Origin of the sequence: Enterococcus sp. AZ179, from assembly GCF_050498885.1 — a bacterium.
In the GTDB taxonomy this organism is placed as follows: Bacteria; Bacillota; Bacilli; order Lactobacillales; family Enterococcaceae; genus Enterococcus_D; species Enterococcus_D entomosocium.
On the sequence record NZ_JBMHEO010000001.1, the window covers coordinates 2,609,494 to 2,622,277 of the forward strand.

At 43.4% G+C, this 12,784-nt stretch carries 10 protein-coding genes and 1 other annotated feature; of the genes, 6 read left to right on the forward strand and 4 right to left on the reverse strand.

The annotated features are described in order from the left end of the window. The first annotated feature begins 204 nt into the window (after positions 1-204). Together IGI88_RS12300 and IGI88_RS12305 are read left to right on the forward strand one after the other, a co-directional pair. Positions 205-1,959 carry an ABC transporter ATP-binding protein gene (locus IGI88_RS12300; RefSeq protein ID WP_005234510.1) on the forward strand — a complete coding sequence of 585 codons (1,755 nt, stop codon included), beginning with the start codon at positions 205-207 and terminating at the stop codon, positions 1,957-1,959. Further along, a complete protein-coding gene (locus tag IGI88_RS12305) occupies positions 1,943-3,691 on the forward strand; it encodes an ABC transporter ATP-binding protein (protein WP_008379188.1) in 1,749 nt (582 codons plus the stop codon). Before IGI88_RS12300 ends, IGI88_RS12305 begins: the two co-directional genes overlap by 17 nt. A gap of 137 nt (positions 3,692-3,828) precedes the next feature. On the opposite strand, the gene IGI88_RS12310 is transcribed toward IGI88_RS12305, so the two are convergent. Both IGI88_RS12310 and IGI88_RS12315 read right to left on the reverse strand, forming a co-directional pair. Next, positions 3,829-4,740, reverse strand: coding sequence for a LysR family transcriptional regulator (locus tag IGI88_RS12310; protein ID WP_005234515.1), 912 nt, complete (start codon positions 4,738-4,740; stop codon positions 3,829-3,831). Positions 4,741-4,878: 138 nt separating this feature from the next. Next, complete coding sequence (locus tag IGI88_RS12315) at positions 4,879-5,718, reverse strand: MetQ/NlpA family ABC transporter substrate-binding protein (RefSeq protein WP_429960579.1); 840 nt, start codon at positions 5,716-5,718, stop codon at positions 4,879-4,881. A gap of 49 nt (positions 5,719-5,767) precedes the next feature. Then, positions 5,768-5,999, reverse strand: a binding site (T-box leader). Positions 6,000-6,200: 201 nt separating this feature from the next. Here IGI88_RS12315 and IGI88_RS12320 point away from each other — a divergent pair. Then, positions 6,201-6,806, forward strand: a complete 606-nt coding sequence (locus tag IGI88_RS12320) for a short chain dehydrogenase (RefSeq protein ID WP_086294786.1) — start codon at positions 6,201-6,203, stop codon at positions 6,804-6,806. Positions 6,807-6,888: 82 nt separating this feature from the next. On the opposite strand, the gene IGI88_RS12325 is transcribed toward IGI88_RS12320, so the two are convergent. Then, positions 6,889-7,473 carry an SOS response-associated peptidase gene (locus tag IGI88_RS12325; RefSeq protein ID WP_005234526.1) on the reverse strand — a complete coding sequence of 195 codons (585 nt, stop codon included), beginning with the start codon at positions 7,471-7,473 and terminating at the stop codon, positions 6,889-6,891. 219 nt (positions 7,474-7,692) lie between these two features. Further along, positions 7,693-7,839: a hypothetical protein gene (locus tag IGI88_RS12330; RefSeq protein ID WP_005234527.1), complete on the reverse strand. Its 147-nt coding sequence runs from the start codon at positions 7,837-7,839 to the stop codon at positions 7,693-7,695. A gap of 721 nt (positions 7,840-8,560) precedes the next feature. Between IGI88_RS12330 and IGI88_RS12335 the strand changes: the two genes are divergently transcribed. Genes IGI88_RS12335 through IGI88_RS12345 form a run of 3 tightly spaced genes read left to right on the forward strand, consistent with a single transcriptional unit; the run spans position 8,561 to position 12,738 of the window. After that, complete coding sequence (locus IGI88_RS12335) at positions 8,561-9,418, forward strand: PRD domain-containing protein (RefSeq protein WP_034872360.1); 858 nt, start codon at positions 8,561-8,563, stop codon at positions 9,416-9,418. Then, positions 9,408-11,279, forward strand: a complete 1,872-nt coding sequence (locus tag IGI88_RS12340) for a beta-glucoside-specific PTS transporter subunit IIABC (protein WP_429960580.1) — start codon at positions 9,408-9,410, stop codon at positions 11,277-11,279. The genes IGI88_RS12335 and IGI88_RS12340 overlap by 11 nt, the downstream gene beginning before the upstream one ends. Before the next feature lie 28 nt (positions 11,280-11,307). Beyond that, positions 11,308-12,738 carry a glycoside hydrolase family 1 protein gene (locus IGI88_RS12345; protein ID WP_429960581.1) on the forward strand — a complete coding sequence of 477 codons (1,431 nt, stop codon included), beginning with the start codon at positions 11,308-11,310 and terminating at the stop codon, positions 12,736-12,738. The last annotated feature ends 46 nt before the right edge of the window (positions 12,739-12,784 follow it).

A 12,784-nucleotide genomic window follows, 5' to 3' on the forward strand; every position in this document is an offset into this window, starting at 1 on the left:
GTAGTCAGCAAAATAAAAAGAGAAGGAGGGATTACGATGCAAAAAGTATTTGATAAAAAAACAACCAAATTGAATAAAGTGAATCCCTCATTCGGTAACCATTAGTGTACAGATAATGTCTATAATAACGACGTTTATGCTCTGTCCTTTTTCCGAAGGGACAGAGCTTTTTTGTGTACTTTTTTAGAATGTGAGGGATAAAACATGAAGTATGTATTAAAACAATTAACAACGTATTTTAAAGAACATAAGGTGCGCTATACCTTCGTATTCGTCTTTATGGTGATTGCTAGTGCGATGTATGTCGCACCAATCTATATCTTGCGCTTATTCATTGATGCGCTGATCCAAGATAATTTTGATTATTCGGTACTGGTCCAATACGTGACCCTCTTTGCCGGAGCTATCTTGTTAGGATATCTGGCCGAATTTGTTTGGACGTTTAATTTATTTATTGGTTCCTACGATTTGCAAAAACAATTACGGGAACAATTGATGAGCCACTTTCTTAAAATGGGGGCGCCGTTTTACCATCGTTTCCGAACAGGCGATTTAATGACTCGTTCCAGTGACGATGTCCAAGTGATGGGGATGACCGTTGGGTATGGACTGATGGTTTTCTTAAATACTAGTTTGTATCTAAGTTTTATCGTAGCGATGATGGCTGGGACGGTTTCTTGGCTATTGACCTTGATTGCCTTGATTCCAATGCCGCTTTTAGCCTATTACATTTTCAAATGGGGCTCACAAGTCGATAAGGCGTTTACGGAAGCGCAGAATTCTGTTTCTGAGATGAATAGTGAAGTGTTGGAGATCATTGATGGCATTCGGGTCGTCCGAGCTTATGGACTAGAAGGAGCTACCACTGAACAGTTTCAAAAGAAAACACTGGAAACAAGAGCAAAAAACAATATCGTTTCTGAGATCGATTCCCGTTTCGGGCCGCTGATTACCATCATCTTAGCGATCAGTTTTGTGATGAGCTTTGGTGTCGGGGCGTTTCTTGTTGCCAACCAAACAATCACCATCGGTGCGATGGTCTCTTTCCAAGTGTACTTGACAATGGTCGTTTGGCCGATGATCTCAGCAGGAGATCTTGTGAATGTGATGCAACAAGGTGCCGCATCCTGGCGTCGGATCAATGAAGTGCTGCAGACGGGTGATGAATTAGAAACTCCTGGTGAAGCCGACCTGCAAGCCATCAATACGATCCGTTTTGAAGCATACCATTTCCAATACCCACAAGCAGCTCGTTATGTGTTAGAAGGACTGGATTTGACGATCACTCGTGGAGAAGTCTTAGGGATCGTTGGGAAGACCGGTAGCGGAAAAACGACGCTGCTAAGACAATTCGGTCACCGCTATCCATACTCTGATCAAGTACCCTTGATTAACGAGCAGCCGTTGACGACCTATCAAACAACAGCAGTGCGCAACCACTTTGCAGAAGTGCCGCAAGAACATACCTTGTTTTCACGAACAATTCGCGAGAACTTGCTATTCGGACAGCCAGATGCTTCCGAAGAAGTGTTGTGGGAAGCACTGGAAGCCGCTTGCTTTAGTGAAGACATCAAGCGGATGCCAGAAGGGCTCGAAACGGTCGTCGGTGAGAAAGGCGTTTCCCTGTCTGGTGGACAAAAACAACGCTTGTCCTTAGCACGGGCGTTTTTACGAAACAGTGAAGTCCTCTTACTGGATGATGCCCTTTCGGCAGTTGATGCCAAAACGGAACAAGCCATCATCACGAATTTGAAAACGATGAAGCAGGCACCGACCTCCATCATCGTGACCCATCGATTGTCCGCCATCACCGAAGCGGATCAAATCATCGTCTTAGAAGACGGACGGATCACACAGCGTGGTACCCATCAGGAGTTGATCGAAACGCCAGGCTGGTACCAAGAACAGTATTACCATCAACAGTTAAAGGAGGACGATACAAGTGTTCTCAACGATTAAGCGTTTGCTCACGTATTTGAGCTATTATAAAAAACAATTTACCGTGGGCGCAATCTTGCTGTTGTTGGCAGCAGCGCTCGAACTGACTTCACCACTGATTGCCAAACAGCTGATCGACCGAGTGATGACACCGGCGGTTGACAGCAGAAACCTAAACACGATGCTTTTGATCCAATTACTCGCTGGGTATTTGCTGGTCAATTTGATTGGTTCCCTCTTTCGTTATATCAGCTTGCTGCAATTGCGAAAAATGTCCAACAGTATTGTCAAAAAAATGCGGGATCAGCTTTTTGACCATATGCACAAATTACCGGTTTCTTACTTTGACCAGATTCCAGCCGGCAAGGTCGTCGCACGGATCACGAATGACACCGAAGTCTTGCGGTCTAATTTCTACGTGATCGTGATCAGTAATTTGTTAAGCAACATTATCCAAATCATTGGTGCGTTTATTGCATTATTTCTTTTGAACCGCACCTTAGGAGCAGCGATGCTGATCCTGATCCCGATTTTAGGAATCTGGCAGCATTTTTACACCAAATATGCCTCTCGTTACAATTTAGCAATGCGGGAATACATCTCACAAATCAGTGGGCAGTTAAATGAATTTGTCCAAGGAATGGCGATAATCCAAGCCTTCCAACGAGAAAAGCAGTTGCAGAAAGAATTTAATGAAACAGTAGAGAAATGGTTCAAAACTGGACGTAAATACCTCTTACTCGATTCAAGTATCGCTTGGGGATTAGGCAATTTGTTGCGAAACTCAACGATCTTGCTTTTGATCACGACCTTGGCCGCCTTTTTCCTTGATGGCCGCTTGGCGATCTCAGCAGGCTTGCTGTATGCCTTTATTGATTACATCAACCGCCTGTATGATCCCATCGAAGGGCTTGTCCAAACCATCACCAATGTGCAGCAATCATTGGCTGCCGGACAGCGGGTCTTTGAGTTTGCTGATCAGCCGGTTGAAAAACAACAAAGTGAGCAGCTGACTGTCACGAATGGCGATGTTTCTTTCCAACAGGTGACCTTTGGCTACGATCCTGAGCAAGCGATCTTGCACGATATCAACTTTGACGTTGCCGCAGGAGAGACCATTGCTCTAGTCGGTCATACTGGTTCTGGAAAATCGAGTATTTTGAACCTGTTGTTCCGTTTTTATGATCCGCAGCACGGAAAAATCGTTGTGGATGGACAAGTGATCGCTGATTTTGATCGTCATAGTTTAAGAGATTCAATGGCGATCGTCATGCAAGATCCCTATCTATTTACTGGAACGATCGCCAGCAACATCGGAATGAACGATCCAACGATCACCGAAGCGATGATTATCGATGCCTTGAAACAAGTCGGCGCTGACTACCTTTTGAGCCGCTACGAAAAAGGCATCCATCATCCAGTCGTTGAAAAAGGCAATGAGTTTTCTAGTGGAGAACGCCAGCTGATCAGTTTTGCCCGTGCATTAGTGTTTGATCCGAAAATCTTGATTCTGGATGAAGCGACGAGCCATGTGGACACTGAAACAGAATCCATCATTCAAAAGGCGATGACCATCTTGCAAAAAGGACGGACGACCTTTATGATCGCTCACCGTTTGTCAACGATCAAACAAGCAGATCAAATCTTGGTCTTGGATCAAGGGAAGATCGTGGAACGGGGAACCCATTCGAGTCTTGTCCAAGGGCAAGGAATCTATCAGCAAATGTATCAAATGCAGGCAGAGCAGCTGTAATCAGCGGTGATTGCCGACAATGTTAACCGTAAAAGAAAATCCTTGAGCCTCCTGCATGGGAAGTGGCTCAAGGATTTTTTATATAATGCGAAGGAGCAGCCAATCATCTATGGGGAGTTGGAAGAGGAGGCCTTCGCTTATATATCACTAGGAAAAGCTGTAAGATGATGCCGTAATTTTGCTAAGAAACGCTCGCCGATCACTGATAACGGGCGATCGTTCTTTTTAATGAGGATGATCTCACCCTCGGACGCGTCGATTAAAGGAAGAAAAGCCAAGCCTTGGCGTTCTGGTTGGGCAACGATCCCCGAGCCGGTTCCATAAAGATCCGTCTGTTGTAATAGCTGGACCATCGTGCCTCGATCGCTGACATGCACCACTTGAGGGCTTTGAGCGAAGTCGATCAAATCTTCTGAGAAGAACGAATAGCGTTCATCTTCTTGCAAAAAGCGTACTTGTGGATAAGGGGCGAGATCTCTTAAGGAAAGCTGCCTTTTTTCTGTCAAGGGATGAGCTGCTCGCAAAAAGACATGGGGGCGAAACCGTCCCAACGCCTCGAAGGACAATTGGGCGCCTTGCAGCAGTCGTTCCAATCCTGCTTGGTTTTGCTCATTCAAATAAAGGATCCCAAATTCACTTCGATATTGTTGCACGTCCGTGATCACCTTTAAGGTCGTGGTTTCTAATAAGCGAAACTGGCGGCAGTCGGGAAATTCCTGCAGCAGCTCACTGAAAATTCCAGCCGTGAAATCATAGTGCTGGCTTGCGATAGCGAAGGTTTGACTCGCTGCTTGCTTGCTGGAAAAACGCGTTTGCAGCTGCGCCACTTGACTCAAGATCGGCTGGGCATGGTCTAGAAATTCCGAGCCTTCGGCAGTCAAGCGGGCGCCTTGATTCGTACGCTCGAAAAGCTGGACCTCCAATTCTGTTTCCAACTCTTTCACGGCTTGGGAAAGACTTGGCTGCGAAAGATACAGCCGTTTGGCTGCTTCACGAAAACTTCCATGGTCAGCGATCGCTTGCACGATGCGCATTTGTTGAATATTCAATTTTTGACCTCCTTTACAAAGATTCAGACGGGGAATGGTCCACTAATCAATAGTAGTCATGTCTTTTCCTTCTATAGTAATAGAAGCTTCTTTAAAAAATACGACGATATTTGCTGCTTATTGCTACTTGTGAAGCGGTCATTGCAATTCTTCAGGAATAAACCAATAACCCGTTTGATTCTCTTCTGCCAGCAGTTCTTTAAAGGCTTCAGAATGATAAGCTGCCACCACTGCCTGTGCCCAGTCACTATCTTTGTTGGCTTTTTTTACCGTTGCCACCAGTTCATATTCTTGCAAAATGTCTTCACTTAATAGGCTTTCCTCTGCAGCGATTCCAGCACTATAAACGATGCTGCCGGGAATCACCGCATAGTCTAAATCTGCTAAGCTGCGGGGGATTTGGGCAGAATCCATCTCGACGATGTCCAGGTCATAAGGATTGTTAGTAATGTTTCTCAAAGTCGCGTCAATGGGCGCCACTTCGGAGTCAAGCTCGATCCAGCCGGCTTTTTGTAGCAGCAACAGGGCCCGGGCACTATTTGACGGATCATTGGGGATCCCGATGGTATCGTTTGCTTCAATCGCTGTTAAACTGTCCTTTCTGCCAGGATACAAGCCGGCTGGAACGGTAGGAATTGGTGTGATACCCACTAAATCGGCATCCGTGTTTTCATTGAAGTTTTCTAAATAGGCGGTGTGCTGATCGACGTTTAAGTCGATCTCGCCATCGTTCAATGCAATGTCCGCTTCCAAGACCCCAGTAAAGCCAATATCCGTCACAGTATAGCCAGCTTCTTCTAAAATCGGTTTGATTCCTTTGAGAAACAGTTCGCTGTAAGGCCCTGGTGTCGTCCCCAATCTGATTTCTGTCTGCTGTTCCTCGGCATTTCCCGTTACTTCTTCTTGATTGCCACAACCGGCAAATAAAACTAAGGACAATAAACCAATGCCCACACCCAATCGAATCTTTCGTTTCATAACTTTTCCTCCTTTTTTATAAAAAAAGCCTTCCCAAAGAATAGTCTTTGGGAAGGACGATCATTTCGCGGTACCACCTTCGTTTGTTTTTTGCTGAAACAAAAAACCTCAGTCAGTTCATCAAATAAACTGCATTGCGCTATCGGGCTTTCTCCGTCGGGGATTGTTCGTCCACGAATGCTCAAAGGTCATTTTCGGATCGTCTTCCTTACTCGTTTCCACCAGTTCCGAGTTCTCTTGAAAGAAAGGGGGGATCGTACTCTTCTTCTCACTGCATGTGTATGAAATTAGTAGTATCTTAGAACAAGATGAGAAAGTTGTCAATTGCTTTCGTGATAGGTGATTCCAATCACTACGCAGTTAGTAGGGGAACAAATGGACAAGGGCAAGAATAGACCTAAAAAGCAGGAAAAGCAGATGAATGGTCGAAATCGCTTGGTTGGGTTAGAATCGAAACACAAAACAAAAAAAGAGGCGAGCAAATGAAATTACTTTTGATTGGACATACCGGCACACTTGGGCAGCTTTTAGTTGAAGGCTTTCAGCAGCTACCAGAGGTGGAGCTGATCACGGCTAGCCGTAGCAGCGGCGATCATCAAGTCGAAATTGCGGATGCAGACAGTGTCAGCCAGCTATTTACAGCCACTGGGAAAGTGGATGCCATTGTTTCCGCTGCGGGAAGCACAGTGTTTAAACCCTTTGAGGAATTGACGCCAGCAGATATTCAACAGTCGGTGGCTTCGAAGCTGCAAGGACAAGTCAACCTTGCGTTGATTGGCCAGCATTTTCTCAATGAAGGTGGCAGTATCACGCTGACTTCTGGAATTATCAAAGACGAATTTATCCCAATGGGCACGCCTTCAGCACTGGTCAACGGCGGTTTAGAAGCCTTCGTGGCATCGGCAGCTTTTGAGATCGGTCAGGGGATACGAATCAATGCAGTCAGTCCCAATGCGCTTGTGGGCTCTTGGGAAACCTTCGCCGATTCTTTCAAAGGCTTTATTCCCGTTGGTGACGCACCCGTTTTTGCAGCGTATCAAAAAGCAGTCTTTGGAATCATGACTGGCAAGACCTTCACCGTTTATTAAGAAAAAGCAGAAGTAGAAAAAAACCGCCAAATCAAAGCTGACTTGGCGGTTTTTGTTCTGCTGAAAAAGAAGTAGCAAGCAGTTAAGAAGAGAGCAATTGGGTTTTCAGCTTGGGCATTTCTGCTTTGAGTTGTTGGCGAGCAAAAGCCAAGTCATTGATCCAAGAAGCAATCGCTTCTTTTTCTAAGAACAGAGGCATTCGATCATGAACTGGTTCAACAGAATCGTTCGCGGCAGTCGTTAGAATGATTGATTCGGTTTCGATCTGATCCTCTTTTTGAAGGATGCGATAAAAACCAGCAGCATAAATCACGTGATCTTGCGAAAAGAGGAACTTTTCCTTTTCATGATTCCATTCATAGAAACCAGACATCGGAAAGACACAGCGATGCTCTTGAAAAGGCTGGCGAAAAGTCGGTTTTTCTTCAACAGTCTCAGAACGCGCATTGATCATCAAATGCCCTTTTTTAAAGCCGGTAAAGCCCCATCTTGTCACACCGGCTACAACTTGTTGTTGTTGATTTGCACCGATGGTTACGACGTGATTGGAGGGGAAAACATCATTGATAGCGACAGTCTGTTGGCGCTTGCGGGCTTTCGCCGCGGCTTCTTGATAATATTCTGACAATTCGCCAGTTGATGGATCAAATAAGTATCGGCCGCACATGGACAGGTCACTCCTTTTTTTGGATTGGCTGGTTCCTTTGTTTCAGTATAAAGACTCAAGGCGTCAAAACCAACTAACTTGCTTCACAGCGTGATTCGACAAGGAAAGGATAGGGACGGTTATGTAAAAAGTTAGTACCGCGAAAAGAGTTGAAAGAAATCAGATAACAAAAAAAGGCAGTCACCTACTGAGGTTGACAGCCTTTTTTATTCTAGTTGGTTAGCCAATTTTTTTAACTCTCCCGCCGATTTTATTTGCGAAACGTTCAGCATCTTCTCTGCAAGTATAGGTCAATGCAATTGTTTTGTCCCGTGTTCTTTTTCCTTCGGCGGTTAGATAACCATGAAAGATTTTAATCGCATACAATCGATAAACACCTCCTTATCCTTCGTAATAATAACAAATTTACCGCTTACATTCAAGAGATATAGTAAAAATTTATTTTTTGTTAGTTATTTTATTAAGAAATTGTTCAAACGCTTAAGAAAAGATTGAGGGATAAAGGGAGGAGGTGTGGAATAGACCAATGCGCATTTGAAAGGAAAGACGAAGGAACCTAGATGTATAAAGTTTCTGCTACTTGCTTTCCAGCATAGAAGAACAAAGAATGAAAGCGATTTTGTTTTGAAATTTAAACAAATAGACCAATCGAGGAATAGCTAAGATAGGTGTCAAAAGTAGAGAAGAGAATCTATTTTCGTTTTTGCGTGTTATTGAGACATTTTCCCCTCAAAAAATGGTTTGTAGAAAGAAACGATGATTCAAGCGCTGCATAAGCACGAAGATTGTTGTTTATTGTGCCGGCAAGTTGCTGGTTTGGGGATTAAAAAAAGCAAAAGTTGTTCTTAAAACACCAGTCTGACAAAAATAGCTTTTGTGAGAAGCTCAACGGGGGCTTAACGATCGTGTGAAAAAATTTAAGGAAGCGATTGACAAGTTTTTTTTGAAGTGGTATGATACCGATGTAATTAGATAACGGTTACAGAAGTGCTGTGACCAAGAGGCGTGTTACTGTAAGAAGGCAAACCTCATATTCCACCAAGGGTGGAGTATGAGGTTTTTTAGTGTTTTTAAGGTGGAGGAAATCATGAAAATAAAGAAGTTTTTAAATAATAATGTTGTCTTACTAAAGAAAGGCAGCAATGAAATTATCGGATTTTCTACAGGCATCAGCTTCAATAAGAAGGTAGGAGATGATGTAGAAGAACAAGATTTTGAAAAGATTTTTGTATTGGATACTCACGCAATGTTGGAACATTTTAGCTATCAATTAGGAAAGTGCGATCCAAAATACGTAGCGATCGTTGCTAAAATCGTGGCTTATGCCAAACAGAATTATCGCTTAGCAGTCAGCGACTATATTTATTTGACTTTGCTGGATCATATTGATTTCACTGTTCATCGTATCAAGCAGCAAATGACTTTTCATAGTCCTTTGCAATGGGATATTCGGCGATTTTATCCCGATGAATATGCCATTGGGGTGTATGCTGTCCAACTTATGGAGCAAGAACTAACGATCGATGTACCAACAGAAGAAGCGATCTCCATCGCATTGCATTTTGTAAATGTCCAATCACAAAAGAAGGATATGGCGGTTACCAATCAAATCGCGAAATTTATAGAAGACGTACTGACGATCGTAAAGTATGAGTACAAACAAAATTTTGATGAGAATAGTTTCCATTATTCTCGCTTTGTCACGCATCTGCACTATTTTGCACAAAATGTGATCAATCATACACTTCCCAGCTATGAAGCGTCGACGCTCTATGCACAAATTGAGAAGATGTATCCGCAAGCGTTTCACTGTGTGGAAAAAATCAAGGTTTATATCAAAAATACGTATGATATCAACATCTCAGAAAATGAAGAAATTTATCTATCACTCCATATCCAGAAATTGACGGAACAAGGAGAAAGGGAGAAAAACAATGGACTATAAACAACTAGCCAATGAAATTTATGAAAATGTCGGCGGTGGTAAAAATATCCAGCACGTGACCCACTGTGCAACAAGACTGCGTTTCACGCTGGCCGACGACAAAAAAGCTGACAGTGAAGCAATTAAACAGTTAAAAGGAGTGACTGGACTCGTTCAGGGAAATGGTCAATACCAAGTGATTATTGGGCCAGATGTATCGAGTGTATACGCTCAACTACCGACGACAGAAACGACGGCTGATCAAAGCAGTAGCGATCAATCGATCATCTCACGACTCCTTGACTTTATCGCAGGCTGTTTTACACCGATGATTGCAATCATAGCAGCTGGAGGAATGCTGCAAGTGGTCCTTTCACTATTGGAGTTATCAGGAATTTTAGCTGCAACTGACGATACGTATCTCGTATTGTATCAAGTATCGCAAGCAGCCTTCTTTTTCATTCCCGTTTATTTAGGAAATTCTGTGGCCAAACGATTGAAAATTGATCCTTTCTTAGGAAGCTACGTCGGAGCGATTTTTGTGATGCCAGGATTGACGGCCCTTCTTAGCCAAGAAGGAGGAATCACATTGTTTGGGTTGCTCGTACCGAATGTGAGCTACAATGCCTCCGTTTTGCCAGTCTTATTAAGTGTCTGGGTTATGTCTTATGTCTATCGGTTCGCCGATCGGATTTTACCGAACAGTGTCAAATTTATTCTCCGTCCGTTGATCGCCATCATCGTGATCACACCGCTGGCTCTATTGCTAATCGGACCATTAGGTGTGACGATCGGCAACTATGTGTCACAGTTTTTGAACTACTTAACAAACAATTTTGGTCCGTTAGCGGTCTTGTTTATGGGTGCCTTTGCTCAATTGCTAGTAATGACGGGCATGCACACGACGTTGACCCCTATTTTATTAACTTCTTTGGCGACGTACGGGTATGATGATTTGATCGTCCCTGGTATGCTGCTTGGATTGGCTGCCGAAGCAGCGATTTGTTTAGCGGCTGGAATCAAAGCTAAGGATACGGAATTTAAACAAGTGAGTTTTTCATCAGCAATTACTGCCTTGATGGGTGTGTCTGAACCTGCTTTGTACGGAGTAACCTTACGTCTGAAAAAACCGATTGTCGGAATGATCCTGGGGGGTGCTGCTGGGGGACTTTATTTTGGTTTGATGAAAATCAATACGCCAGTAGTCATTGCTTCATTTGTGGCGCTTCCTTCATACAGCAGTGTGTTTCATGCGCTGATCGGCTCGTTGATTACTTTTGCGATTGCCTTTGCTTACACCTGGGTCATGGTCAAAGATGCAGATTTTCCTAATAATAATCAGCCGCAAGCAGTCAAATCTGGAGCGCAAGATGTGACACCCAAAGCAACTGATGTTTCTTCTGAAACGAAGAAAGAACAATCAGCGATTGAAAAAATTGTATTATCACCTTTAAAAGGAACTGCCGTTCCATTGACAGAAACCAATGATCAGGCGTTTGCTTCATTGGCATTAGGTAAAGGAATTGCTGTTAAGCCACAAGATCAACAGGTGATTGCCCCATTTACGGGACAGGTTTCTGCCGTTTTTCCAGGAAATCATGCGATTGGACTTACCAGTACCGAGGGGATTGAACTTCTGATCCACATCGGTATTGATACGGTGAATATGCAAGGAAGTGCCTTTGAACGACTAGTCAATGAAGGTGATCAAATCACTATGGGAGAAACGTTATTGCACTTTGATTCAGAAAAAATCGCTCAGGCAGGGTATGAAGATACCGTTATGATCACTGTTACCAATACGGCAGACTTCTTAGATGTTGTGGCACTTGCCCAACATCAAGAAATTAAAGCTGGCGATCAGTTATTAGCCATTTTTTAACCATTAGAAAGAAGAAAGGATGATAGCAATGAGTTTCCCAAAACAATTTTTATGGGGCGGCGCTTCGGCGGCAAACCAATATGAAGGCGGCTATAATGAGGGCGGAAAAGGGCTCGCTTGTGCTGACTTGATCAGCGGTGGCAGCCATACGACTTCTCGGAAAATCACAGCAAAAATTGAAGAAGAGTTGTTGTATCCAAGCCACGAAGCAACTGATTTTTATCATCATTATCAAGAAGATATTGCATTGTTTGCAGAAGCTGGATTTAAAGCTTTCCGCATGTCTATCAACTGGACCCGGATTTTTCCCAAGGGCAACGACACTGAACCGAATGAAGAAGGCCTGGCCTTTTATGATCGTGTGTTTGACGAGTGTCGGAAGTACGGGATTGAACCAATTGTAACCATTGCTCATTTTGATGTTCCCGCATATTTGAGCCAAGAATACAATGGTTGGGCGAGTCGTGACGTGATCGACTTTTATGCGAGATATGCGGCGGTGTTGTTTGAACGCTATCACGAAAAAGTAAACTATTGGATCACTTTTAATGAAATCAACACGGCCACCTTAAGTATCGGAAACTTTTTATCACTGGGACTGCAAGTTGGTGAATCTGAATTTATCAATCAGCCGGATAATCTACAGCAACGCTACCAAGCCCTGCATCATCAATTTGTTGCCAGTGCAAAGGTTGTCGCTTACGGACATGAGCATTATCCAGACCTGAAAATCGGCTGTATGATTTCTTATATGCCACGCTATCCTTATACTAGCCATCCAAATGATGTATTACTAGCCAAACAAGAAGAAAATATGCACTCGAAATTTTGTGGCGATGTGCAGGTCACAGGGAAATATCCTTATTATGCAAAGAAATATTTTGCTGATCATGGCTTTGCAATCGAGTTTGCACCAGAAGATCAAGCGATCCTAGCTAAGGGAACAGTGGATTACTACACGTTTAGTTACTATCTAACACTTTGTGTCTCTGCAGATGAGAAAGTTACCAAAAATGGACACAGTATGATTGGCGGTTCAGGCGTAAATAATCCTTATCTAGAGCAGACGGAATGGAATGCGATGATTGATCCAGTAGGATTGAGAATTGCGTTGAATGATATTTATGATCGCTACCAACTGCCATTGATGATCGTGGAAAATGGGATCGGGGTTTCAGAAACTGTTGCTGAAGATGGACAGATTCATGATGATTATCGCATCGATTATTTAGAAAAGCATATTGCTGAAATGGAGAAAGCCATCGATGATGGTGTCGAGTTGATTGGTTACACGATTTGGAGTGCCGTTGATATTGTCAGTGCTTCTACAGGAGAAATGAAAAAAAGGTATGGCATCATTTTTGTGGATAAATATGACGACGGGACAGGGACTTTAGATAGAAAGAAAAAAGACAGTTTCTATTGGTATCAAAAAGTGATTGAACGAAACGGCTTATGATTAAATACTCCAGTACTTGCGGTGTACAAGTGCTGGAGTTTTTTTG

What these genes read in the sequence shown, in the direction of transcription:
- IGI88_RS12345 (WP_429960581.1), top strand. Translation starts at nt 11,308, where the DNA reads ATGAGTTTCCCAAAACAATTTTTATGGGGCGGCGCTTCGGCGGCAAAC.
- IGI88_RS12340 (WP_429960580.1), top strand. Translation starts at nt 9,408, where the DNA reads ATGGACTATAAACAACTAGCCAATGAAATTTATGAAAATGTCGGCGGT.
- IGI88_RS12315 (WP_429960579.1), bottom strand. Translation starts at nt 5,718, where the DNA reads ATGAAACGAAAGATTCGATTGGGTGTGGGCATTGGTTTATTGTCCTTA.
- IGI88_RS12320 (WP_086294786.1), top strand. Translation starts at nt 6,201, where the DNA reads ATGAAATTACTTTTGATTGGACATACCGGCACACTTGGGCAGCTTTTA.
- IGI88_RS12300 (WP_005234510.1), top strand. Translation starts at nt 205, where the DNA reads ATGAAGTATGTATTAAAACAATTAACAACGTATTTTAAAGAACATAAG.
- IGI88_RS12335 (WP_034872360.1), top strand. Translation starts at nt 8,561, where the DNA reads ATGAAAATAAAGAAGTTTTTAAATAATAATGTTGTCTTACTAAAGAAA.
- IGI88_RS12325 (WP_005234526.1), bottom strand. Translation starts at nt 7,473, where the DNA reads ATGTGCGGCCGATACTTATTTGATCCATCAACTGGCGAATTGTCAGAA.